The 25,544-nt window shown below is 36.5% G+C and carries 25 protein-coding genes; 6 read left to right on the plus strand and 19 right to left on the minus strand.

Annotation, left to right across the window (positions count from 1 at the left end; genetic code table 11):
* The 3 genes from gvpN to gvpA all read right to left on the minus strand — a co-directional run bounded on the left by gvpN (position 1) and on the right by gvpA (position 2,848).
* The gene (gene gvpN / locus V7L07_RS17255) at positions 1-1,248 is read right to left on the minus strand and encodes a gas vesicle protein GvpN (RefSeq protein ID WP_335059809.1); all 1,248 of its coding nucleotides are present in this window, start codon (positions 1,246-1,248) and stop codon (positions 1-3) included.
* Positions 1,249-1,654: 406 nt separating this feature from the next.
* Positions 1,655-2,302 (minus strand): gas vesicle protein GvpC, encoded by a 648-nt coding sequence (gene gvpC / locus V7L07_RS17260; protein ID WP_335059811.1) that lies wholly within the window; start codon positions 2,300-2,302, stop codon positions 1,655-1,657.
* Positions 2,303-2,632: 330 nt separating this feature from the next.
* Positions 2,633-2,848, minus strand: coding sequence for a gas vesicle structural protein GvpA (gvpA, locus tag V7L07_RS17265; protein WP_015080752.1), 216 nt, complete (start codon positions 2,846-2,848; stop codon positions 2,633-2,635).
* A 1,175-nt stretch (positions 2,849-4,023) separates the two neighbouring features.
* Here gvpA and V7L07_RS17270 point away from each other — a divergent pair.
* The 3 genes from V7L07_RS17270 to V7L07_RS17280 all read left to right on the plus strand — a co-directional run bounded on the left by V7L07_RS17270 (position 4,024) and on the right by V7L07_RS17280 (position 7,029).
* Positions 4,024-4,503, plus strand: coding sequence for a hypothetical protein (locus V7L07_RS17270; RefSeq protein ID WP_335059813.1), 480 nt, complete (start codon positions 4,024-4,026; stop codon positions 4,501-4,503).
* A gap of 29 nt (positions 4,504-4,532) precedes the next feature.
* Positions 4,533-4,784 (plus strand): hypothetical protein, encoded by a 252-nt coding sequence (locus V7L07_RS17275; protein WP_335059815.1) that lies wholly within the window; start codon positions 4,533-4,535, stop codon positions 4,782-4,784.
* Positions 4,785-5,739: 955 nt separating this feature from the next.
* A complete protein-coding gene (locus tag V7L07_RS17280) occupies positions 5,740-7,029 on the plus strand; it encodes a hypothetical protein (protein ID WP_335059817.1) in 1,290 nt (429 codons plus the stop codon).
* A 37-nt stretch (positions 7,030-7,066) separates the two neighbouring features.
* Here the strand turns inward: V7L07_RS17280 and V7L07_RS17285 are convergent, their stop codons facing one another.
* Complete coding sequence (locus tag V7L07_RS17285; RefSeq protein ID WP_335059819.1) at positions 7,067-7,753, minus strand: RNA-guided endonuclease InsQ/TnpB family protein; 687 nt, start codon at positions 7,751-7,753, stop codon at positions 7,067-7,069.
* A gap of 25 nt (positions 7,754-7,778) precedes the next feature.
* Complete coding sequence (locus V7L07_RS17290; RefSeq protein WP_335059821.1) at positions 7,779-7,958, minus strand: hypothetical protein; 180 nt, start codon at positions 7,956-7,958, stop codon at positions 7,779-7,781.
* Between the two features lie 35 nt (positions 7,959-7,993).
* Here V7L07_RS17290 and V7L07_RS17295 point away from each other — a divergent pair, with 35 nt between their 5' ends.
* From V7L07_RS17295 to V7L07_RS17305, 3 genes are all read left to right on the plus strand, one after another.
* Complete coding sequence (locus V7L07_RS17295) at positions 7,994-8,566, plus strand: hypothetical protein (RefSeq protein WP_335059823.1); 573 nt, start codon at positions 7,994-7,996, stop codon at positions 8,564-8,566.
* Positions 8,567-8,574: 8 nt separating this feature from the next.
* Positions 8,575-9,069 carry a hypothetical protein gene (locus V7L07_RS17300; protein WP_335059824.1) on the plus strand — a complete coding sequence of 165 codons (495 nt, stop codon included), beginning with the start codon at positions 8,575-8,577 and terminating at the stop codon, positions 9,067-9,069.
* A 141-nt stretch (positions 9,070-9,210) separates the two neighbouring features.
* Positions 9,211-9,399, plus strand: a complete 189-nt coding sequence (locus tag V7L07_RS17305; protein ID WP_335059826.1) for a hypothetical protein — start codon at positions 9,211-9,213, stop codon at positions 9,397-9,399.
* On the opposite strand, the gene V7L07_RS17310 is transcribed toward V7L07_RS17305, so the two are convergent.
* The 14 genes from V7L07_RS17310 to V7L07_RS17375 all read right to left on the minus strand — a co-directional run bounded on the left by V7L07_RS17310 (position 9,396) and on the right by V7L07_RS17375 (position 25,537).
* The gene (locus V7L07_RS17310) at positions 9,396-10,628 is read right to left on the minus strand and encodes a glycosyltransferase family 4 protein (protein ID WP_335059828.1); all 1,233 of its coding nucleotides are present in this window, start codon (positions 10,626-10,628) and stop codon (positions 9,396-9,398) included. The two genes, V7L07_RS17305 and V7L07_RS17310, sit on opposite strands and share 4 nt — an antisense overlap.
* Before the next feature lie 18 nt (positions 10,629-10,646).
* Complete coding sequence (locus tag V7L07_RS17315) at positions 10,647-11,480, minus strand: glycosyltransferase family 2 protein (protein ID WP_335059831.1); 834 nt, start codon at positions 11,478-11,480, stop codon at positions 10,647-10,649.
* A gap of 6 nt (positions 11,481-11,486) precedes the next feature.
* Positions 11,487-12,248: an FkbM family methyltransferase gene (locus V7L07_RS17320; protein ID WP_335059832.1), complete on the minus strand. Its 762-nt coding sequence runs from the start codon at positions 12,246-12,248 to the stop codon at positions 11,487-11,489.
* Entirely contained in the window at positions 12,241-13,428 is a 1,188-nt protein-coding gene (locus tag V7L07_RS17325) for a glycosyltransferase (protein WP_335059834.1), read from the minus strand. Before V7L07_RS17325 ends, V7L07_RS17320 begins: the two co-directional genes overlap by 8 nt.
* Before the next feature lie 6 nt (positions 13,429-13,434).
* Positions 13,435-15,342, minus strand: coding sequence for an asparagine synthase (glutamine-hydrolyzing) (gene asnB / locus V7L07_RS17330; protein WP_335059836.1), 1,908 nt, complete (start codon positions 15,340-15,342; stop codon positions 13,435-13,437).
* Positions 15,343-15,403: 61 nt separating this feature from the next.
* Positions 15,404-16,501 carry a glycosyltransferase family 4 protein gene (locus V7L07_RS17335; protein WP_335059838.1) on the minus strand — a complete coding sequence of 366 codons (1,098 nt, stop codon included), beginning with the start codon at positions 16,499-16,501 and terminating at the stop codon, positions 15,404-15,406.
* Positions 16,502-16,577: 76 nt separating this feature from the next.
* Positions 16,578-18,017 carry a hypothetical protein gene (locus V7L07_RS17340; protein ID WP_335059839.1) on the minus strand — a complete coding sequence of 480 codons (1,440 nt, stop codon included), beginning with the start codon at positions 18,015-18,017 and terminating at the stop codon, positions 16,578-16,580.
* Positions 18,018-18,210: 193 nt separating this feature from the next.
* A complete protein-coding gene (locus tag V7L07_RS17345) occupies positions 18,211-19,746 on the minus strand; it encodes a hypothetical protein (RefSeq protein ID WP_335059841.1) in 1,536 nt (511 codons plus the stop codon).
* Positions 19,743-20,402 (minus strand): class I SAM-dependent methyltransferase, encoded by a 660-nt coding sequence (locus tag V7L07_RS17350; protein ID WP_335059843.1) that lies wholly within the window; start codon positions 20,400-20,402, stop codon positions 19,743-19,745. The genes V7L07_RS17345 and V7L07_RS17350 overlap by 4 nt, the downstream gene beginning before the upstream one ends.
* A gap of 148 nt (positions 20,403-20,550) precedes the next feature.
* Positions 20,551-21,525: a glycosyltransferase family 2 protein gene (locus V7L07_RS17355; protein ID WP_335059845.1), complete on the minus strand. Its 975-nt coding sequence runs from the start codon at positions 21,523-21,525 to the stop codon at positions 20,551-20,553.
* Complete coding sequence (locus tag V7L07_RS17360; RefSeq protein WP_335059847.1) at positions 21,526-22,737, minus strand: glycosyltransferase family 4 protein; 1,212 nt, start codon at positions 22,735-22,737, stop codon at positions 21,526-21,528.
* Between the two features lie 66 nt (positions 22,738-22,803).
* Entirely contained in the window at positions 22,804-23,745 is a 942-nt protein-coding gene (locus V7L07_RS17365) for a class I SAM-dependent methyltransferase (RefSeq protein ID WP_335059849.1), read from the minus strand.
* A 5-nt stretch (positions 23,746-23,750) separates the two neighbouring features.
* Positions 23,751-24,782, minus strand: coding sequence for a CgeB family protein (locus tag V7L07_RS17370; protein ID WP_335059851.1), 1,032 nt, complete (start codon positions 24,780-24,782; stop codon positions 23,751-23,753).
* Positions 24,779-25,537 (minus strand): FkbM family methyltransferase, encoded by a 759-nt coding sequence (locus V7L07_RS17375; protein ID WP_335059853.1) that lies wholly within the window; start codon positions 25,535-25,537, stop codon positions 24,779-24,781. The genes V7L07_RS17370 and V7L07_RS17375 overlap by 4 nt, the downstream gene beginning before the upstream one ends.
* Positions 25,538-25,544 lie beyond the last annotated feature (7 nt).

Here is a 25,544-nt window from a genome sequence, read left to right on the forward strand (position 1 = left end):
TTAATTCGGCTCTTCAATGGTATATAAACGGTTGTTCTTACTCACTAATCTTTTTTGCTCTAAAGCATTAAGAGCATTAGTTGCTGAGATCCGGTTGAGGTTGAATTCTTTTTGAATCACAACTAATGCTGCACTTTTGCACTGTTGTAAGTACTGATAAATTTCCTTCTCGAAAGGAACAGAATTATCTACAACTGGATGTTCTGGGTCTTCTGGATGAAGATCACTAAAATGAGAATCGATGATGGTAGGGAATCCGCCTTCAGCGATCGCTTCGCTATCTTCAAGACGCTCATCTGTATCCTCTGCTGTGATACCATTGTGCGATTCCTCTACTGCCAGTACTCTTGGATGGTTCAGTAATTCTAGGAAAATCGTTGTAGCTTCGCTAGTAGACAACTTAGTGCGGTTGAACAGCACATCTGCACAAATTTCCCGAAAATCAGAATTTTCTGGTGATACCAAAATATTGTGTTCCGCACATACCTTAGCAATGACCAAACAAGACCGCAATCCTGATGTCTTCTCGCCACCTGTACGTGAGCGAAATGCTTTAACCAACTGCACAATTAAGTGAGCATCTGGTCTATTGATGCCTGTTTTATTAGCTAATATCTCAGTTTGAGTTAGCTCATCCGGTTCTGGCATATTAATAGTGACCAACCGATCGATTAAAGCATCCTGAGTCGCATGGACTCCGTAGTACTCTTCTGGGTTGGAGGTGAAAATAGCCCGAAATTGGGGATGAACGTGCAGGTATTCTGGCTGATTACTACTGGGAGGAAGAGTCAGAATTTTTTCTTCTAAAGCAGAGAGCAAGACGTTATTCACTTCTGGTCGTGAACGGTTAAATTCGTCATAGACCAAGGTTAAGCCTTCTCGACAAGCTAGAGTTAGTCTAGAATCAACCCAATTTTGTTTAAATTCGTCTTCGACTTTGAGAACGCTGTGAATGTAGTTATCCAGTAACTTTTTATGGGTGTAACCCGATTCACTACCAATCAAATCAGAACTTTTAAATTCATCATCTCCGAAAATTAACATGATTGGTCTATCCAGACAGTTAGCCAGGTGCATGGCTAAGGTTGTTTTCCCTGTCCCTGCTGGACCACGTAAGTGAATCGCAAAACCTGATGCGAGATAGCGCAATGCCCGAATTACTACCTGCTCAATCGCTGGTGTGATGACAAATTGCCCTGGACGGACACGAAGAACAGCTCTTTTGTTGTTATTTGCAGTGATAGTCATAGATTACGATGATGAAAAATAGCTTTTCGAGACAAAAAACTCAGAATGTTGCAATTTGTAACTTGATATGATATTCTAATTAAACAGATTAACAAGCCAAAAAGTTAATGCTTCTTAGTTCCAAAAACTAAGCTCAAGCAAAACTTTAAGACTTGATAACTCAGTAACACTAAATTAATAGATAGAATATCTAAACTTTTACACTAAAACTCATTGTTGAATTTGCCCCCTTTTCTGACCAGTTATTTAACTGCAAGATTAGGGGGTTTTACTATTTAATCTAGTCCGCCAACAGATTACCAATTCTCTAAAATAAATCTACGCATGTACAGCGAGGAGCAAAGGAGAATTAACTGTAATTTAGAGAACGGGTATTAACTCCCTTGGTCAGAGCGTTTACTAACGACTAAATGTGCGTGCCAAAAATGCTCACAAACAAATCCTGACGAAATTGATGCAGAGATTGCTTTTGTGCTTTGGCTTGCTCAGTTCTGTTCTTTGCTGTTTCTGTGAGAAATTCGTGGGTTGTTTGCTCAAGTTCTTGGTAGAACTCCTGCAAAAACTTTGCTTGAGCTTGAGCTTGAGCAAACCTTTCTTTAGTAGCTTCTGTGAGAAACTCGCGGTTTGTTTGCTCAAGTTCTTGGTGGAGAGCTTGAGCTTGAGCAAGCCTTTCTTTATTAGTTTCTGTGAGAAATTCGTGGGTTGTTTGCTTAAGTTCTTGGAAGAACTCCTGCAAAGACTTGGCTTGAGCTTGAGCTTGAGCAAACCTTTCTCTAGTAGCTTCTGTGAGAAACTCGCGGTTTGTTTGCTCAAGTTCTTGGTGGAGAGCTTGAGCTTGAGCAAGCCTTTCTTTAGTAGTTTCTGTGAGAAACTCGTGGGTTGTTTGCTGTAGGTTTTGGTGGAACTGATGCAGATATTGGGCTTGCTTTTTGGCTTGCTCTTCTCTATTTGCTGTTGTAGCGGACAAGAATTCATGAGTCTCTTTAAATAGTTGAGATACTTCCTCAGCTATCGACTTATGCTCTTGCCGGATTTTTTCCATTAAAGCTGTCATGAGATTCTCCACAATATTATTAAAATCTTGAATAAACTACATTAACTGGACAATTAATATCCAGATAATGTAGCTCAAACAATATCTGCTCTTGGCATTTTATCCTTTGATAAATCTTGATTGAGAAGTATCAAGATAATCGACGAAAAACAGAAGACCAATCAGAATCACTTCTACCAAGTCTCTATGAAGATAGGCTGATGTGCAATGGATTAAAACGAACTGCAAAGAGAAAAACACAAGGAGATGAGTTATCCAGAAAGTCTGCCACGGCTGACTTCACAAAGAAATGGTTTGAGCAATTCTAATTTGATTGTATCTACTTAATAATTAAGCAGGTACAGCAGCTGACTGTGTTAAGCCTACAGCTTCTGCATATTTCAAGTAGGTTTCAACAGATGCAATAACGATCCGAGCTTCGATTGCAAGTAATTCAATACCAACTAGAGAAACACGTACCCAAGCATCTATAACGATACCTTTATCCAAGATACGGTCAATAACTTCTGCCAAGCTTGAAGAAGAATTGGTTTTTTCGACTGCCATGATTTTAGACCCTTAACTCATTGTTGATTTTTAGTATTAGCGAGGCATTTGCCTTTGCTTTCTACTGAATCAAATTAAACATACGTTTTCATAAATGTAAAGAGTTCATCTGTATAAAAAATGCAAAAAGATAGCCAATCAACAACAATTGAGAGCTTTGATGTTTAATTTATGTTGATTTAATATCAAATTTAAATTGGAATGTAATTTTTAATATGTAATTTTGTTTGTTTTGTAATCTTTAACGTATTTTTTTTTAATTTGTAATTTTTCAAAATTATTTTTACTCAATATGTTGATTTACATTGGACAAGTAATTTAGTAAGTAAATACACTGTAATTTTTCCACATTGTTTCTAAAGGTACGTGATATTACAGTTACTTAAATCTTGAAAAATTAAGTTAGGATGTTTTGAAGAATTATCTTGCGACAAAAATCAGTATCTGCTCGTTGAAGATAGAGACAAGGGGAGAAATCAGATGAGGATTCAAACCCCGCCTGATTTGGGGACTTTTAACTAAAAAAATAATCAGTCGCTTTGGGGAGCAGGGGAAGAAGAAATTTGATATTCGTATTGGATGCAGGAATTGAGTAGTTTAATTTTTGAAAGTCTCTAAGCATTCTTTCTTTTTACTTTTGCGTTCTTGTACTAGCTTCTCTAGAAGCAGGATATGACAGAGAGTTCAATTCAGTAAAAGGCTTCGTTATGAGCTTTTACTACAGAGGCAATGTCACTCAAAGCAAGCTATTAGAGTTTTTAGAGAATATTGGTATTTCGATAAAAGCAGAATATTTATCGAATCTACTCACGAAAAGAATATTTTAAGCCTGAATTGAACTAAGTATACATACAAGATTTAGCAAGTAGTATTTAGCAGCATTTTAACGTGTAAAGATAACGGCAATTTATAGACAGTGTAAACAAAAAACCTACCATAAATGCTTTTTTTTAACTTCTTATATGTACAAACTATCTAAATAACTATTTAATCTGTAAGTTTTGTTGTAACTAAGCCAGACTATAGTATGTTTGCTTAAAATTTTAATAAATCTGGAAAATATCGAATCATTGGTAGAGAAAATAACTTTATATTTAAATAAATTTTATTGTTCGTAATGTCCGGATAAAAAGATATGAATTACGAAATATTAATGTATATTAAGACAAACAAAAATGAATAATGCCCATTACACTGATCCTACTTTTGATCGACTTTTCGCTCAGATTAATCCACAAATTGCAAGTACCTTCACAGATAAGCAAATAGAAGCCCTAAAAAAGGCTTTTAGCTATAATAAGTCTTCTCCTCATTTTTTAGACATAAGAGTTTCAATACCAATTCCCAGACTAGAATTTTATCTAGTTTTATTAGCAGGATCAGAACGTCGCTCTCAAAACCGTTTACGCTCTGAAAAAGGTTTATATCCTTTTTGGACTCTTAGCAATAGCTTGTTCATCATAGGATTTTCAATCATTCTATTGATTTGTAGTTTCACAATACTTTCCTTTATATTGTCTTCACTGAATCTCACATCTACTCTGTATTACCCTACATCAATTCCTTGGATTTATGATAAATCAGAATGTGAATATACTAACAGAGTTTGGCGTGATGATAAGTGCTGGGATTATAAACACAGCCCTAATTTTTAAACTTTACTTTCAGTCAGGTAAAAAGCAAGATGTCTCAAAATAGTTCAAATAAAAATTCTTCCAAAAATGACCTTTTCGTGCAACAGTTTTTTGCTCGTATTCCTCCTGAAATAGTAGCTACTTTTACCAATACACAGTTAACTGAGATAAAAAAAGCATTTAATGACCGTATTTATAAACGTCATCTTGTTGATATTAGAGTTTCTATACCATTTTTTGTGAAGCGGTTTTATGTGGTTTTTCTATTAGGTAAAGAAAAGCGTTTAAAAAAGCGTGAATAAATTTGATTGACTAACAAAAACCTAAGTTTAAGAAAAATACTTGTGTATACACTGCAGCATGCATTGGGGGAAACAAGAAAATCTAGTTTCCTCCTCAATACATACGGGGAGGGCTAGGGTGGGGTAAAACTGACGCGAAAAACCAGGTGAGTAAACTATTTCAGACTTGTGTATACACCATAGCTTTTTAAGGGGGGTTAGGGGTAGGCTGTTGTGATTATAGTTTGCACATTGAGGCGGCAGGGGAGTAGGGTGCAAGGGAGAGGAGTTACAGGTTTTGCCTAATCATGCTAATGATGCATGCAATTTGTAGACGCAACAGCTTACCTTCTGCCGACGCTCTCTACGTTCGCGCAGCGTGTCGCAGACAGACGCTAAAAGCGTAGCTTGCTTCCCTGTAAGGGTACGCAGACTCGCTACCGCTGCGCTATCCTGCCTTATCCTGATGATAAATATTCACACCGACCTACTTACATCCAAACGAGAAGTGTTATAATTTTGGGGATAGTTGATTTTTTTCTTTATCAAATCATCAAGTCTTGTGATTATCTAGATAGTTTTGAGATGCCCGTTAGTTTTCATTAGGAAATAAGGTGCATTTCCCCTAGCCTCAAGTCCTTAAATACCAATTAGATAGCTCTGACTTTTCACGTTATGTGGAAAAGTTAACGAATTAAACTAACCCCCTTCCCGCACTTCGCGCCGCTACGCGAACTTAGGGAAGTGGGAAAATTTAAAGTCTCTCTCCTTTTAGGAGAGAGATTTAGAGAGAGATTTTACAGATACCGTGAAATACCAATTAGATAGCTTGGTATTATAACCTTTTTTTATCTTCTATTTTGTCTAAATCCTGTCAATTGTCTATATTGCTGTAGAGTTACTATTGCTGAATAGTAATTTTACATATAGATGAATCTCATATCTAGGTAAATAATTGTACAAAGGAATATCATTGATGCGTGAAACACAAAAAATTATTAATGGTAGTGATAGTTATGAAATGATTAGTATTAACTCAGCTTGCTGGAACTCAGGGAAAATCCTGTTAACTTTTCTGCTAATGTTGACTGATATTTCTATCCAATCGGCAGTTGCTGCGGATAGGGTTATTTCTGAAAATCTAGAGACTCAATTGAGACTATCTAGACTTAATACACAATCGAATATTAGCTTAAGACAAAGATTGCTGGTATCTCAAAAAAATAATACTGTTGCTGAATTAGAGACTGTAAGTATTAGTGATGGTTTTAGTGCTAACGTTAAACCTAAACTATTCAATGAGGAACAACAGGCTGCTTCTTTAAGAACTAACATTTTTTTTAAAAAACAACAGAATGCATCTTTAACTGAATCAACCAACACTCAAACCCGAAAAGCGATTTTTTCCCCTCAAGTAAACTCTTCAAATCTGAGTCCAGCACAACTGCTGATGCCACTCAACCAAGGCGATCGCCAGATTCTATCCCAAACTCAAACTCCCTCTACTGTCTCTGAAACTGAACTAAATGATGGTGAATTACGTCAAAGGCTAAAAATTAAGCCTTTGTTGGGAGGTACCAGTGGTAAACAAACCTATCCTCCTAGCCTCAGCTTTGGGATTCCTAGTGCTTTCGGCGCTAATTCGGGAGACTTTTTCTTAGCAGCATCGGGAGCAACTCGCAGGGAAGCAAATGGCAATGCAGGTTTCGATGGCAGTACAAGTGTAGGTTTTGGTTTGGGAAATAGCCAGAAATTAATTGGTTTAGAAGTCTCCTTTAACAACGGTAGTATCAAAAACTTTGGTGCTAATGGAACTTTCGATCTCAAAGCCCACCGTATTCTCTATGCTGGTAGTAAGAATCAAGTTGCAGCCGCAGTTGGCTGGAATACTTTTGCTCAGTATGGCAGTGAAGGAGTAGCTGATTCTACTGTCTATGGTGCAGTCACAAATGTCTCCGTGTTGCAACCGAATAGCTCTAATAATAAAATGCCATTGGCGCTCACAGTGGGAGTGGGAGGTGGTAACTTCCGCCCAGGAAATGACAGTGTTGGGGTATTTGGAGGATTCGGTTTACAAGTTCATCCTCAAGTTGGTATCGGTGCATCTTGGAGTGGAGTAGGCCTAAACGCTGGAGTTTCTTTTGTTCCCGTTCCAACTATTCCTCTGACAATTGTGCTTCAAGGTTCAGACCTCACAGATAGGACACCTGGCGGTACTGCTGTCATTCTCAGCATCAGCTATGGTTTCAATTTCCTGCCTAAGTGACATGACTCCGATCACTAGGCATCGGAGCCTCTAAGAATCACTTCTTAGATTTCCTAGTTGTTCCCAAAAGGGTTTTCGACTTTGACCTAGACTGAGATATCTCAACCCCTGGCAAAGCATCTGCATAGGCGTTTTGGATTCCGACATGTCCCGCCGTACTAATCAGTTCTATTCCTCTATTTCTAATTACTTGACCACTAGCAACATCCCTATCGGTTGTATAGTTGCAACTAGAACAATGATGCACTCTCACACTCAAGTCTTTTCTAACTTCTGCACCGCATTCTGGACACTCAATCGATGTCCCCCTTGCACTAACCTCAGAGAAGAATTTACCACGCTTCCAACACACATACTTGGTAATATTTCGGAACTGTCCAAACCCCGCGTCAAGCATCTGTTTACCCAGCATCCCTTTTGCCAAAGTCCGGTAATCCAAATCTTCCATGAAGACCATATCACCAGCCCCGCAAAGGGCGTGAGCTTGCTTAAAGTGAAAATCCTTGCGGGTGTTATCAATAGTGTGGTGAAGTCTGGCAACTTTGATCCGTTGTTTTTCGTAATTCAAAGAGCGCTTCTTTTTTCTAGAAAGTCTGCTTTGCAGCAATTTCAGCTTGCTTTGCATTACTTTCAGAAACTTGGGCGACTTCACAAGAACACCATCACTAGTTGCCAAAAACTTTTCAAGTCCCACATCCACCCCAATGGGATGACCGTGTGGCATAGGAGGACTTTCACCCCCATGAACATCAAGTTGTCATGATTTCCCATGCGGCTAATCCTCTACTCGTTTCAGAGTTAGTTTCTAGCCAACGATTCACACATATTGCTAATTCATGGTTAACATTCCAGTATTTTAAAACATTTAGTGGTGAATGTGCCTCTGGTAAATATAAAGCCGTCCTACAAGGACGGGATTTTAAACCCATTTTTCTGATAAATACCTTATCTCTAGAGAATCACCATGAGAAAAATCAAGTCTTTGATCCTTGCTTTTAGTTTGAGTCCTCTGCTGTTGAGTGCTTGGCAGTTACCAAGCGAAGCCCAACTTAGCCAAAATAGTCCCAGTAAAGGAACAGCGGGTTCAGTCAGTGGTAATAACGGAGGTGCTGCTAGTATTAGCGTTTTTTCAGTCCCCATCACTGTTCAAAGTGGTGGCGTAACCACATCAGGCAACATTACAGTCACAACTAATGCTAGTGGAACATTTATAATTACCGTTTCGCCTGCGATTCAAACAGCTGTGAATACGGCTGGACAAAATGCTATTGTAGCGTTACAAACTGGCGGTTCGATACAACAACAAATCGCATCGTTGCTTGCATCGGGGGCTGCTCTGACGGTGAGTAGCACTGAAGCGCCAGTTCTTAATCAAGTATCTGTAATAACTACAGTAAGTGGTTCGACACAAACACAGGGGTTTCCCACCATAGGGGATGCCATTGCATTTGTCAGAACCTCAATTGCTGCACTACCTGCCAATGGCTCCGTTTCTTTGCAAATTGGTGGTAACACAATAGTTATATCTAATCCATAAAGATGATTATGAACCAATTCAAGTCTTTACTGATTTCTCTGAGTCTTAGTCCCCTACTTTTAGGATTGGGGAATTTTCCAAGTCAAGCACAAACCCCTAATAGTTTATCTGAAGAAACTATAACAAGGGTTGTTACAATTAAGAAAACAAATGGAGAAAATCTTAGTTTTAAAATTGTTGGGCCACGCGATAAGGCAAACAATGCAGCCGTTGTTTTTGCAACTTTGTTGGGAGTAGGAGTTGATACTAATGTTGCCAAAACTGTTATTCCCATAGTCTTAGCCGGGGCTGATACTCTATTGACAACAGATTTAATTCTCAATCTCAACGGCTTGGTGACACAGCAAACGGGAGTAAATGTAACTAAGCTTAATCAGGCAATTAATACCTACAATACCATTGTTGACAAAGCTGATACAAATTCCTTGAAAGCTTTAAATAACACTCCCGAATTTACTGCTATTGGAGGGTTGTTGCGAAATCTCAGAGAGCCTTTAGGGTAAATATTTTGGTGTTGCACAATCAAAGGATGACTCTTGTCGGATGGTATATTGTCCGCCCAAAAAAGCAGGTACGGGCAATATGCCCATCCCACAATATTTTTAAAATCATCCCGCGATCGCTATGAGTTAAGTAAGCTTTGAATGAAACGCAAACAGAGATTGATGTGGTTGGTTTTAGCGATCGCAACCATAGTTTTGGGTAGTCTAGGGGATTCTGGTTACACCTGTGGCTGTAGCGTCTCAAAATCAACCATCAGAATCATTGGTAAGAGTATTGCGAGATTGTGGGCGATCGTTTTTGAGGATTTTCGTTGGCAGAACCGGATCTAGTTTGAACCTACGTTTGAAATAATTACTTCTTGGTAAGCATCATCTTGAAATAAAATCTGTTGATATTCCTCTAAAGCACGCTGAAATGTATATCTGCTTTTATAAAGTTGACGCGCCTTTTCACCCATTACCTTAACTCTTTGGTTATCATTGGCTAATTCACTAATTAACTTAGCAAGGTGTTCAGGATTATTAGGAGGTATATTAATACCACAACCAGAAGTTGTTAAAAGTTGGTCAATATATGAGTTTGGTGCAGAGATAGAAATGATTCCCCTACCTGCGGCTAGCATTCCGTAGAGTTTAGAAGGAGCAACTATTGATTCTGCCCCAGGTATAAGGCTGACTAGTGAAAGATCGCAAGCGGTAAGAGATAAGGGCAGTAGTTCTCTAGGTTGGTAAGGTAATAAAAGTATATTTTTTAGTTCCTGAGTGTGGATTGCTTGTTCAACTAATTTAGTTTTCGCTCCAGCACCAATAAAGACAAATTGAATAGGAGTGTCTTTCAGTATTTTAGCTGCTTCAGTGATAGTTTCAATATCATGCAGTCTACCCAAATTGCCGGAGTATAAAACTGTGAAAACTTTGTCAATATTATAATGTTGAGCAAAATTATTTGCTTGTTTATTAGAAATAATAATATCTTCTACTGCCCAATTCTCAATTACTTTGATTTTTGGTTTTAACTCAGGATATTTATTCTCCAAAAAACACTGCATAGAAGTGCTGAGGACTATAATATTGTCAGCATATTTGTAAGTTAAATAAATTAATTTACTAAAAAAAATAAATAAAAAGCTATTTTGCGGAATAATGCCAGACATTACAGCAGATTCGGGAAATATGTCTTGGAGTAAAAAATGATATTTTCCACCACGAGTAATTTTAAATATAGTGCCTATAAGGCCGGAATATGGTGGATTAGAAGCAATTAATAGAGGAGTTGTATGAGATAGGGAAAATATTACATATTTCAAAGCACCTAAAATAAAAAATACTGAGCTAATTACTTTACTCAAAATGCTAGTGCTGGCTGTGATGGGAGAGAAAGCACGGTAGATTGTAATTTGATTTGATAATTCAGGTGTAGTATTGTTTGCCTGAGTACCTGTGAATATATTTACCTGATAACCTTTTTGGGAAAGCCCTTTGGCTAAATCAGTCATGAGTTGGGCAGTAGCAGCATAGTTAGGGTAAAAGTATTGAGTGATTATTGTAATTTTTCCCATGTATTTATTGTGGAATTATCAAAGAGGTAATCCAGATTTTTTACGTCTCAGTTCTATGATTTTGACTACTATCATAAATTCATATATGGCATAGAGTAGACAGAAAATAAGAGCCGTTATTCCTTCTAAAAAACCTAATCTGAGAAAATACATTTGGATAAATCTGACAATGGGACGCAAAAACCAAAGTTTAGCTGCCAATAATCTAAGTTTTAGTTTGCGTTCAGTTCCTAGAGCAGATGCTTTGCCTGTTTCCAGAAATTCTACTACATTTTGGGCATCCCAAGAAGAATAGCGATCGTGCCGTTCTAACCAATCTCCAAATCCTTTAGAATTGGCATAATGATCGTAAGGAATATTAATTCTGCCAACTTTAGCATCTGAAGCAAAGTGTTCCCAAACACCACCTGTAAAAGTGACTTCTCCTAGCTTTAGTAAACGGGAATGCCAATTAGGATATCCTTGTGTAAGCTTGAGCCATTTACCCCAAAATAGATAACGTGCAGGCAGTTCATAAGCATTGTATTGTTGATTATTGGCAGAACATATACACTGAACTTCTGTTGCTAAATTGGATGGAACAACTTCATCAGCATCTATAAATAATACCCATTCACTCTTTAAATTGCAATTCTGTAAAGCCCAGTTACGTTGTTCAGAAAATTTGAATGGTGGAAGTTGAATATGGGTAAAAACTTTGGTTCCTAGTGATTCTGCCAATTGTATTGTTCCATCAGTACTGCCTGAGTCTAAAACAATAACTTCTTGACACCATTGTAAAGAGTCTATACACCGATTAAGATTGCAAACTTCATTTCTAGTAAGAATAACTGCACTAATATCTGAATTCATAGGTAGCTATTCCCTTATACAATAAAAGTAGCCAAGGTTTTTGTGATCTGCTCGCTTCACTATAAAGCCCTGTAATTGTAAAATCTTCTCTAATTTATCTACATCACCTTTGTTTGGATGATATTCTAATGCCATACTTTTAACAGCTTTAGTCCAAGATAAATCTCCTTGAAACAGGGGGAATTCACCACCTTCAACATCACATTTTAAAAAGTCACAAGTCCCCACACCTTCTATGTATTCATAAATATTAAATTCTTGTATTTGAGGATTTAATTTCAGTAATGATTGTGTCCATTCATCATAGAATCCACCAACGACAGCACATTTAACTTCTACACGATTTTCAGAGAAATTTTGTTTAACATTATGCTTAATGATATTGACAAATTCTGATTGTGCTTCTACTGCATAAACTTGTGCTTGAGGTGCTTCGGTAAGTGCAAATATTGTAAATGCTCCGCCATTTGCCCCTAAATCAAGTATGTGTTTTGCATCTTTTAATTCACCTAATTGAGCGTAACATAAGTGACCATATATTTCACGTATAACTCCAAAATCAAGATTATTGAAATAAAGTTTTTTCCCGTTAAAGTTTATACTAAATGATTCATTTAAGCTCTTATCTAATAGTCCTAAACTTTTAGTTGTTATTAAAGCGTTGAAATATTTTTTTATTCCTGATATCCAACGTATATATAAAGGTAAAGGCAGAAGTTTTTGAACTAACAATAATTCATTGTAAAAACGATATAAATTACTAAGCATAATTTTTCTCTCTAATCTGAATATAATAATTTGCTGTGTGTAGAGAAGTTTTATCAATGGAGAAAATATTTTCTATCCATGCTCTAGATTTAAATTTTATAGTTTGCATTTTGCTAGGAAATTGAATCAATTCCCTAATAGCCTCAGTCCACTCTGATGGAACTCTAGAACGCACCCACCCCACGCCACCTTCAGCTACCTCATCATGTAGCCCTACTTTGTCGGAAATTAAAACCGGACATCCACAAGCTAAAGACTCGACAACAACATTGCCAAAATTTTCATGGCGGCTGGGCAAGACAAACAAATTAGCAGCAGAGTATATTGCTGGCAGTTTCTTAGGTTCGCATCTTTCAAGAAAAGTAACTTTGTCTGAGAGGTTTGCTGCTTGAAACTGCTGCTGTAGTTTTGCTTTAGTACCATCGTCATCGCCACCGACAAAAACCATCTGCCAGTTGAGATGTTGTAAGGGTGCTAAAGCTTGAGGTAATAAATCTAACCCTTTTTTGTGGTGGAGACGACCTACATTCAAAAGTATAAAGTCATCTTCACTAAGGTTTTGAGATTTACGCCATATTTTTGCTTCTTCTAAAGCAGGTTGCCAAAACTCTGTGTTTAAGCCGTTGGGAATGATAAAAGATTTTCCCGGTAGTTTTAGCCAAAGACACTCTTGTAATTCTTGCTTGCTAGTGTAGTGTATACCAGCTGCATTTGTCATATTAAAGCGTTCTTGCCATAAATAATACAGTATTTTTTTAGCTGTTTTTTGCTGCCAGGAGTAAGGCCCAAGTGCGCCTCTAGGCGAAACAATATAGGGAACGCCTTGATGTTTGGCTGCTTTGCAAGCCGCTCCACTGGTACGCTGCCAAACACCTGTGATATGGATAATGTCAAATTCCCTGGCTCTTGCTGTTACTGCTTGCTCCATACCTGGGCAATAAATACCCATTCCTGGTTCTTGCTGAAAATATGTGACTTTGACTCCATTACGGATGACTGGCTGGTTGAGGGGCAATTCTGGTTGATTATTTAACCCAGCATTAGAAGTAAACACTTCTACTTCATGACTAAGGGCGGTTAATCCTTCACAAAGCTGGCTAACACTAAGAACAGGCCCCCCAAATTGCCAAGCAGGGGCGTAAACCGGGATGTAGTGTAGAATCTTGAGTTGGTTTTGCATTATTACCTAGCTATGCTTTTGCAGATAAAACCCAAGGCTCGTCAGTGCCCAGTAACGACGAACTTGTTTTGCCGGATCGCCAATTTTTAAATCATGTTCTACTTGGTCGGCATTCAGATGAAAGCCGTGAGCTTGATTAAGGTGAGTAAAAGCTGCGTGTAAACAGTCTCGCAGAGGGCCGCTTAAATACATTGCATAATCTAAATCGAAGCCTGTTTTCTGACGGCGCAGAGCGTGCTGTAAGCTTGGCGGAATCTGACTAGATAAAAGGGGCTTTTTCTTTTTTTTAGTTGTTCGTTTATCACGCCAAGGAATTTGAATTACTTTTTCCATATAGCGCCTACCTAAATAGGGTACGCGTAGTTCTTGCTGATTCGCCATTGTCGCCCAGTCGCTATCTCTTAGTAAGGTATTTCTTAGGTAGCCTTGAATTTCACCAAGAGAAATTAAAGTTTCTACATCAAGATTGAGTTTGCTGTCTGTTTCATCATCACAATTTGCCACTGGATTGTAAAAATCTGGCGCTACGGGCAAAAAGGCAGATATTTGATTAGGGGTAAAGAAACGTCGTGTTTCTCTTAGCATTCTGGAAGGCGAATCTATTTGCTGAAATAAAAGATTTAATCTTTCTTTATAAATAGAATGCTTACCCCAGCCCTTGATATTTTCTATCCAAGGCAGAAGTAGAGACTTCATATCACCCAAACACTTTCCTAATTGATATAACTTTGCTATGGAAGCAAAATGAGGATAGCCACCATGTAACTCATCTGCACCACAACCACTAAGAACAACGGTTATGCCGTGTTGTAATGAAGCTCTAGAAATAAGATAAGTATTTGTACCATCTGATGAGGGTTGATCCATTGCTGTAAAGCTATCAACTAACCAAGTATTTAGTGTTTTCTGAGATAGGTAGGCTACATAATGTTTTAGCTGGAGTTTTTGTGCAGTCATAGCTGCCAAATTACTCTCATCTTTAGTAGAGTCTTGTAAATCGAAGGTAAAAGTAGAGAGACGACCTTGCATAACTGGAGCTAACATACTAGCAAGCGCTGTACTGTCTATTCCGCCTGACAAAAATAAACCCACAGGAACATCAGCAATAATCTGCTCTTTGAGAGTATGTAACAAAACTTCGGTATGACTTGTGTGAGAAGTCGGTTCCTGTGTGTGATTGCGTGCGTGTTGAGCTAAATTCCAATAACGAATAGGGGTAGATATAGTGGCTAAGTCTGTCCGCAAATCAATATAAGCATAATGAGCAGGGGGAAAAGCTTTAATCGCTTGTCTGATAGTACGCGGCTCTTGGATACTGCCATATATTAAATACTCATCGATACTCTGCTTGTCCCAGTCTGTTGCTACTAATCCAGACTTCATTAATGCTCGTACTTCCGATGCTAAAGCGATGCCTCCGCCGCGAGTTTGAGCATAGTATAGTGGTTTAATTCCAATGTGATCTCGTGCTACTAACAGGCGTTGTTGAATAGAGTCAAACAATAAAAAAGCAAACATACCGTCTAGGCGTTCCACTATTTGCTCACCCCAGACACGATAACCTAATAACAAAACTTCTGTATCACTATGAGAGGTAAACTCTACACTCTGTGCTTTCAATTCTTGGCGTAGTTCTGAGAAGTTATAAATTTCCCCGTTAAAAATAATCACATTACCCGTTTTTGCATCTACCATAGGCTGATGCCCAGCAGGACTAAGGTCAATAATTGCCAGACGAGTATGCAGTAGATGAATGTGGTTTGTTGCTCCTACAGTTCTTTGCCACGTACCTTGGGAATCAGGGCCTCGATGATGCAGAGCAGCTAAGACATTTGATAAATTAAAATCTTCTCTGCCTATGTAAGCATATATACCACACATACGTTTAAGAGATTTGATTGGTAGATTGAGCAAGATAACTGTGATTTTGAGCAGAGTTGTTTAGTTATTCTCGAATGGCAATTCATAAAATTGTTCACACGCTAGATTCTTGCAATATTTGGTCGCAAATCTGGTGACACCTCCGCTCAAAATTTTCATAAGAAAAATAGTCTAATCCTTGCGGTATCATTCCTTTAGGACGCTTCAACGCCTCTAAAATTCCCGCTTTTACTTCTTCTAGGTCATCAGGATTAACAACAATACCTAATAAACCATTTCGTACTGCCTCACGACTGCCATCAACTTTACTTGCAACTACGGGAATACCGCAAGCCATTGCCTCTAAAAAAACAAAGCCAAATCCTTCTCCCTTACTCGGCATCACATAAACATCTGCTAGGCGATAGTGGTCGGCTTTTTCGGTTTCAGAAATAAATCCTGTGAAGATTACTTTTGTCTGAAGATTAAGCGATCGCACTTTCTCTTCTAATCTCTCTCTATCAGATCCTTCTCCCACTATTAAGTAGGCTAAATTAGGAATTATTTCGCTCAATTTAGGTAGCAGCTCGATTATGACATCAAACCCCTTATATCGTTCATAAGAGTCCAAACGTCCCAATGTCATCAGAACTATCTTGTCCTTCAGTCCATATCGGGAAAGAAGTTCAGAATTTTTATCATCATGCCCATACTGTTCGAGGGCGATCGCATTTGGCAGTAAAAATTGTTGTGCCTTGGGTATCTTTGCCCAAGATTGAAAGCGATCCAATGTAATTTGGCTGATAGAGACAATATAATCTACTGCTGGAAGACAATAGTTGACTAGCTTGCTATAAGGCTTCCAGGCTTCGATGCCATAGATTTCTAGGAGTATAGGTGCTTTTGTCCACAGTTTAACTAGCCAGGCAAGCGGCAGCATGTAAAGATGGCCGCAGACAATTAGATCGAATTTGGGGTTGGCTCTGATGGTATGGGAAATGGTATAAATGTAAGCCAGCTTACCTTTTATTCCTGAGGTAATATATGTAAGTTTTTGGGGCAAAACCTCAATAGGATCGACAACGCATCTTGGAATAGCAACTACTTCATCACAAGTCTTGGTACTACAGAGAGAGTTAATGAAGTCTCGGTTGTACTGTGAGATACCCCCTCGTCCTCCAAAGGCATCTGTTAACAGAAAAAATATTCTCATTTTTTCAAAAAATAATAAATTTTGTTAATTAAAGTCTTTATTAAAAGTGTTGGGACTACTTTTATATAATTCATTTTTAGGTTTTTTCATGTACATTTTTAACTTTTTTTGTTGTTGCTTCTAGCAAAAATATAAAACCCCATATCAACAAGGCATCTCTAATAAAATTGTAAGTTATAATACTGATGCATCCCAGAATACTTGGAGCATAAAGTATGGAGCAAGTGTAAGCAAAAGATATCCTTAAAGTTATTCTTAGTAATTGGTTTTTTAACCTGCCAATATATTCACTCAGTTTTGTTAAATAGAAAGATATAATTAGTGAAAACATAAAAACCGCTCCATAACCTCCTCTCTCAAAAGCATCAGCCATAGAAGTTATAGGTGCGTTAGTAAATTGAGTTATATCTACACCATATTCATCTCTTAATCTTTCCCCTCCATCATCCATAGGCTTTTTGTCGCTTATAATTTTGGGTATAAATACTGTTGCAAGACGTTCAAAGTTGCGTAACCCAATATAAGATCCGGTCTCAGCAACATGATCGATTACTATTTGTCCTGTAGGCTCTGCAATTCTCGTGAAAGTACTATAAAGAGGATCATCATAATCAGATCCCGTTGCTTCTAAATTTCCAGTGGCAGCTTTACCTATGAGTTCTGCACGAGTAACTAGATTTATAGAGTCACTAAAATCTAAATTTCCTCTAACATTACCAATTGTAATAGTAAAAAACAAAACAAATGGAATTGAAATTACAATGAATTTAATTATATCTTTAGACTTAAGATTGGAATAAAAGCTTCCTAAAATAGTATAAATAAGCATACGAATACTAAAGCCACGTCCACCAGTTAGACTAGCTACCAGCATAGAAAAAATCAAAATTATTAGACTAACAATATTTGATGGATTGAGGATTGGGCGACTTAAGCGAACTCCTAAGAATAAAAAGAACAAGTACTGTAATGTACTAAAAGCAGTTAAAAAGTATAATGGGCTTCCAGTCTCCACTGCGTTCCCGATCTGTTGCCTAGCGAAAAAACCACCACTTAAATAATTGACAACCATAAAAAATACAAAAATAGCACCAGTTATTTGAAATCCTTTATAAGTTAATTCACTTGTGATTTTTTCATTATGATTTAAGCATTTAGATGGATTTTTTTTAAAAGGTTTAGCAATTGAAGTACCTACTAAACTTCCCCAAATTACTAGGTTAATCAAAACCATTGTAACTATGGTATGTTTACCAATGCTGAAGCCTGATGGAGATAAAAAATATACACAACCTAAGAACCCGATAACCCAACAAATGAATTGACTGATTGAATAGCTTATTGATAACATCCGAATTTCCAAACTTCCATCCAATAATGACAAATACATCATCATAATTAAAGGGATAGTAGCGAAAATTCCCAAAGATAATTCAAAAAGACTAAAAAGACTTGTAATAGCTGAAGATATTAGTAGAAATACTAATATTGTGCCTATATAAGAAAGCTTATTCATTGGGGTAAATGTAGTATTTTTTTATTTACAATCCTATATCAATGTAGCTGAAAACGAGATATAAATTATCAATTTGTAATTTAGATTTGATGTTAACATTGACTTAAGAAATCCATTTAATTATTGAAAATCCAAGCTAACTTAAATGTTACTGGAGAGGATAAAACTTAGTTTTTAGCATACTTAGCAAGACTCAAGTCCGATGCCTATAGCTTAAAGATGTTAATTTATGAAATAGTTTAATTAGTCTATAACGCACATCCATAGATAAATATTGCCATTGCCATAAGTATAGTCCTATTAAAATTATTCCTCCAACTATTGATGCAATTAACGGACTCAACCAATATAGTCCTACAGATACATAAGTTAACCCCACTATAACAACAGAAGAAAAAGCTAAAGTAATTTTAGTAAAGTTTAGATTACCGCCCAGACTTTGAACTTCTATAATGGTGTAAGTTGTTGCCATTATCACTGAACCAATTATTTCACTACAAACTATTGCTATCCCCACAGCAACCAACCCATCTTTAGCCAAGAAAAGGCTAGTTATGCCTAAAATAATTGTCGTTTGCACAACCGCAATTGTTGTTTGTGCTTTTATATGATTAATACCTATTAGATAAACGCTTTGAGGATTACCAAAGTTTTTTAGTGAAATTGACCAAGCTAATATTAAGTAAAGCACCCAATTAAAGCTGATTTGACCTCTTGTCCAATGTAAATATATTGGCTCGATACATGGTAGTGTAATCACTAAGCCAAGATTAATTAATAGACCCCCTGACCACCAAGCCGTAGAAATCATATCTGCTAACTTTTTATGTTCACCCTGAGTATGATAACGCGTCATCTCAGGTACTAATGACATGGTAATAATTGCAGTCCCCGCTAAAAAAGTATTAGTAAGAGTTCGCATAGTGCTAAGTGCAGGAATAAATGCTGCTCCAACTATGGCAGACACAAATAAAATTAACCCATTATTTTGTAATTGGGATAAAAATCCTACACCTGTAAGAATCAATGATTTAGAAATATTAGTAAATGCAGTTTTTAAATTTCCACCTATCCAGAAAGGATAAAGCTTATAAAATATTTTATAAATATCCCAAAAAAATAGTATATAAATCAAACACACAACTATACTGCTAATAATACAAGCTACAAGTATTCCGCCACCTAATATAGCAGTCAGTAAAATGCTTGCAACATTAAACAAACGTGCAATAATTCCCCAAAGAGTAAATCTGACGAATAATCCAGCTGGTAGATATAGACGAGATAGAATTCCACCTACAGAACCAGTTATAACCCATGTAATTGTTAAAACAAGTAATCCTAATCCAATTTCTTGATTCTCTCCTACAGGTGAAGTATATCCTATTAGTTTTCCTGTTACCCCAAAAACTACAATTCCAACTGATATTATTATTTGTAATAAACCTAGTAAGCCAGCCGTCCAAATACTTGATGCTAAGGTTGTCTTTAGTTTTTTGGTATCAGTTGTGTAAAACTTAGTTAACTCGTTACCTACGTAGCTTTGATGCCCAGTATCAATAGTTTGTAATAAGCTGCTCAATGCAGATAAACCTAACCACAATCCATAGTTGTTAACACCCCAGAATTTCATAAGAATAGGAACAATTAGAATAGTTTGCCCTATTGTAATTACAAATGAAAAAATACCAATAAGAGTACCATTAAATGCACGTTTTTCTACGGTCATAGTATAGCCTCTGATTTTCTAATCACAGCACCTACTGCTACGTGAGAAGGATTATTCATACTCCTTCCATAAGTATTGAATAGTTTGTGAATTAGCCGAGATTTGATTATCTTTAATTTATTTTGAGAAGGTTTTGGAAGATTATATTTGCTTCCTTCTCCTAAATTTATTTCTACCTTGGAAACACCTATATACTCAAAATACTCATCTACAAGTGTTAATCCTTTCCTCCGGCAGTATTCTTCATAAAATGCAGGATTAATTCGCCAACAATCAATTGGATAGTCATGAATTGGCCAGACTGTGGGAGTGATGATAACACAAGTTCCGTTGGGTTTCAAAATAGAAAATACGTTATCTAATACCCTGATTGGATCAAAAGTATGCTCTAGAACGTTAAGAACTAAAATAGAAGAAATTTTCTGATTATCAAATGCTTTATTAATTTCAACTTCTGAATCTTCAAAATTAGCGACAATATCAACTCCTTCTCCTGGATAAATATCAGTTCCAATATATTTTAATCCAGCATTTTGGAGTAAACTTTTACAGTTATGCCCCTCGCCGCCACCGCTTGCACCAAGGTCTAAGCATGGAGAAGAAATCAAACCAGCATTGAGTAATTTTTTAATATATTCAAAATCTGCTCCTATCATCTTATTAATCTCCTGCGTTAGTTTTAAGTTAGCAAATGATAAAACACTAAGATTTTCTAATTTACTAGATTTATTTCAATCTAATTAAATTAATTTGCTGTAAAGCGAGTTGCTATTAATTAGTTTGTTCATAGACACAATTTTTATATTAATTTGGTGGTAAAATAAAGCTTTTATGTCTACGAGCAGTCCATCTCTGGGGTAACGTTTTCAACATAACCCAGAATGTTTTACCAAAGCCCGTAACTTGATTTACAGCCCTAACAATAGTTAGAGCCTCTGATAAATATCCTCTAAGAGCAAGTTTGAAGGCAAACCACAGATGAAACTGCATAATATGCAATGCCCAATTTGGTGCTGACTTAAGATTTCTGACATAGGGATTGGCCAAGAGCATCTTTACCATTTCAGCTCCTTCTTTGGAAGTACTGAGATTCTTTCCATTGGCAACTGAGAGTTGTTCTTCGTGAACTCTAATAGCTGCTACATTGACTCTAGAAATCAGAATTGGGCTACAACAAGCAACTCGATATATCCATTCCCAGTCTGCTGCATGTCGCCAGTCTGCTCTAAAATCACCAACTCGTTTATAAAGGCTCTTTCTAAAAAACATTGCAGTAATATTGCCATTAATACTCCCAAATTTAAGTAATAATGGAACACTTTGATTGGGTTGCAATATTTGAGTTTCTTTCGCTATGTAATCATAATAAAACTTTTTAGCATCAGGCAATATTTCTCCATTCGCATTAACTGAATATGTAGAAGATAATATAAGATTAGCCTCTGAGTATTGTTGAATTGCATTGATATTAGTCTCTAGGCAATGGGGTAAGAAAAAATCATCAGTGCAAATAATTGTTATGTATTCACCATTGCAGTGATTAATAGCTTGATTAAGATTAGCAAAAAGACCTATATTCTGAGAGTTATAATAAACGTTTACTTTCGGTAGCGCGGCATATTTTTGTAATAAATCTTTTGTATCTTCTGAAGAATGATCATCTGCTATAATTAATTCCCAGTTTTGATAGGTTTGCTGTAAAACACTATCAATGGCTTGAGCCAAGTATTTTTTACGATTGTATACAGGCAGAATAATTGATACTAAAGGTTCTGTCATTTAGACCTCAATTTTTGTCTTAGCAGATTTTGGTTCATGCAGGGATTTATAAGATGCAATAGCACGTTGAGCGTAAAAACTCCAATCCAAACCTATAGCTCGGAATGATAATGCTGCTTCTCGTTTAGATAAAAGTAAATTTCTATCCTGGGCTAGTATTTGTAAGCAAGTGGCTATAGCTTGGCTATTCCGTGCAGGCACTAAATATCCTGCTGGATATTCTTCGATGTCGCCGTATAATTTCATAGGTTCTACACCTGACATTCGTAGTAAGTCTTCACCGCCTGAATTAGTTGTACAAATCAATGGCAAACCACAAGCAAGCGCTTGTAACTGAACCATTGCCATACCCTCTGCAATACTTGCCATCACAAAGATACTGCTATTGTGGTAGTAGTCTGTTAACTCAATCTGCGGTACATGACCAATCAATTTAACCCGCTCATCTGCCCCTGCCAACAAAACGGGACTTTCCGCCGTAGCTCCACCAACTAAACACAATTCGCTATTGGGTATATCTGCTTTCATAAAGGCTCGTACTAAATAATGAATGCCTTTACGCACGCTCAAAGAACCAGCATAGATAACCCTAAAAATATCATCCTGCTTTGCACCTGGCAAAAAGCTTTTAAGATTCGTTCCAAAAGGGTTATGAACTAGGTGTTGTTCAGGAAATCCCTGAGCCAAAAAACCACGTTTCACAAACAAGCTAGGTACTGCTACCTTTTCTGCTAGTTCGTATTCTCGTAGTTCTTGAGCAACAATCTCTGGGTGGGTTTCTGCCCAACACAGACCTAACTGCTGATATTCTTCCCTCAATATTTGACATTGCACCTTCATGTGAGCAGAACTACCTTCTAACAAAAAGGGTATGTTATTCCGTTTTGCCCAGTGCATAGCAGGTTCAGAAAAACTTGACCAGCCGTGTACTAGCGTGCTGCCTTCTAGGTATCTACTTGCTGCTTCAGCAAATAAATTATGAACTAAGGCTTGACATTTCCTCATCCATTTTTCTTTACCTATTTGGTATATGATTTTCCCTAATAAAAGAGTTAGAGGCAAGCTAATTACTTTATCATCTGGTATTCCCCATTTGCGGGTTTTATATTTAGGATAGTTAGTGATTAAACGATGTAAAATCCCTGCTGAGTGCAGTTCTTTTGCTAGGTCAAATGCGTGCCATCTTCCACCAACAACAATAGATATTTTCATTTTTACACAGATACTTTTCTACCAATTACGATAAGTGTATGTATTCACTCAATGTTCCTTTAATCTTTAGTAAATACTAGATGGTTTAATCAAGCGGACTAGATTAGCACTAATTAAAAAATCATCCTCAGATTTATTAGTGTTTTTATTGCATAATTCTCTGAATTTTTCGGAGAATTCATTCTTAAAGACTAAAGATTTAGGGTCTAATTGAAGAATTAAATCTTTTATTTGGAAACCTATTTCGTAAAAAAATTCACAATATTCTTGAGTACTTAGACGTGAAAACAAATCAATTTCAACATAACGACCTCCACTTTGAAAATCTTCATTAGTTTGTAAAAAGGAGAGAAAATATTTCATATATTCTTCAGAATCTAGCAACAAATGGTTAAAAGAATTTTGTAACCCACCCCTTCCTGAAAAATGATCGCCACCAGCACAAAACCACAGAGGCCCATAGCTAGCATATAAAATTCCCCCTGGCTTCAAAATCCGAAACGATTCTTTGAGAACTGATTTTAAATCTTGGCAGTGTTCAAAAACTGCATCTGAAGCACACAAATCAATTGATTCATTTTTGAGAAATGAATGAGCTTCCAAAGGAGATTGATAGAACTCAATTTCAACATTTAATATCTTTTTACAATAATGCGTAATTTCACTCCAAGATTCTTTGAATTCAAATAAGTCAGTTGCAATAATTTTTTTAGGCTTTAATCTTGCCCAAGAAATAACATCCCAGCCAGTTCCAGTTCCTTGAACAAGGATAGTAGCTTCTCTAATTTTGCATAACTCTGACCCCCAAAGACGACGAGTTTCTAAAGGCATTCCACGTCCTGGAAGTACGAGAGATGGTTGAAGAACTTTTAAAGTCTGTGTTGATAAAAATTGGCTAGCATATATAGAAAGTAAAGGGCGACTAAAAAAGTACAATAAACGCTTAACTATGCTTGTCTTATGTAATTTATCTTGCTCTAACCAAGAGATATTATAGTAATTTTCCATAATGGCTATTCACAACACATCTCTAATATAGTTTTTAATCGACTTGTATATGTATTTGTATCTTTGATGATAATTTTCATGCCAATCTTTCGCATTTCTTCTCTTTCAACAGGATTTTCCAATAACCATTTACACTTATTAGCTAAATCTTCTGGTGAATTAAAAAAACCGTACTCAGGATACCCAGCTAAAATTTTTCTGTGTTCTTGAGTATCTTCATAAATTCCGCATCCGCCACAGGCAGCTATTTCAAATGTTCTCATAGTAGATTCATCTTTATTGCGTTTTCTGACAATACCTAGTGATAACTTAGAAAAATAAATAGCTAGCCGTAATTCATGCTCAAAAACTGCTGGTAGCTTTTGCCATTTTTTTAGATTTAGTCTATCCCAAGCTGCACCATAAATTTTTAAGTTTAATCCATTCAATGAAGATAGAGCATCCAAAAAAGGAATACGTTCACTATCACCTGTACCTATAAAGGAAATATCTGCTTTAAATAAATCTTGCTCAACTTGAGAAACGTTTATCGGCTGGTGGCAAATAAACGGAGCATAGGCAAATGGCAAATAATGAACTTTTTTAACTTCGTGTTTAATTAGCTCTGACAATATTTTTGTTTTTGTACTTATAACTAAATCATACCTTTTAAGATTGGATATAAAAAATTCGCTCCGATGGTTTGGATTCCACGGATAATCAGTTAAATAATTAACAATCTTTGTACCTATTCTAGAGCAAATATCGAATACTTCATTTGTTAAAGGAAAAATTCCTGTTACTAAAACAACTTGTGGGCTAAATTCATTTATACAGCTAACTATTTTTTTATTAAAAGACCACCATTCTAAAGGACGTTTTCCTGATATTTTAAAAAATATTTTGCCCCATAAGTGTTTCATAGATGGAGCGTAGGAATTCCAGCTTGTATCACTGGCATAAAATAAAAGGTTTAATTCTTGAGATCCTCTGGCAAATATGGAACCTAATTGATAACTTTCCGAAATATTGCCAACAATTAGTATTTTATCATTCATAATGAACAATTATTAGGTGTTGCCAGCCATTCATCGCACTTTAATCCATATAAATCTTTATTTATTAGTGCCATAGAATAGTTGTATTTATGCAAAATAACTTGACAATCATTAACTTGATTTTCTCCATGTGTAGCTAGTAAGATAATTGGTCTATGTTCTTGAAAAAATTTCTCTCCACCCTTCAATACATTTGCTTCAGCGCCCTCAACATCTATTTTCACTAAGCTAACTGGATCATTTAAATTATTTAACGAATCTAAAGAAATAATAGAAACTTCTAAATTTCCCTTGTCTGTCAAATATCCTTGTGCGTGTAAATGAGAAGTAACAAACTTCATTTTCCCTATTTTGTCACTGACTGCTGCTGAAATAATCTCAATATTATTTATTTTATTCAACTGTATATGCTGACGAATAAACTCAATATTTCTAGGTAATGGTTCAAAAGATATTACTTTACCTGTTGCTCCAACTAGACGGCTCAACAAGATACTAAAAAAACCTACATTCGCACCAATATCTAAAACAGTAGTGCCTTCCAGCGATAGCTCAGTCAATAGCTTCTGCTTATCTGCTTCATAAGAGCCTAGCCACATTCCATGTACTCCACTTCCCACAATCCACTTCATTCCTTTTGCTGGGCCTTGCAGGATAGGAAATATAGATTTTGTAGGTAATAGAGATAAAGGAAGACGAAGAAACTTCCCAATTAGATTGTTTGAGCGAATATTACTAAACTTAAATGCAACCATAATATTA

Source organism: Nostoc sp. (assembly GCF_036916985.1).
Lineage (GTDB): Bacteria > Cyanobacteriota > Cyanobacteriia > Cyanobacteriales > Nostocaceae > Nostoc.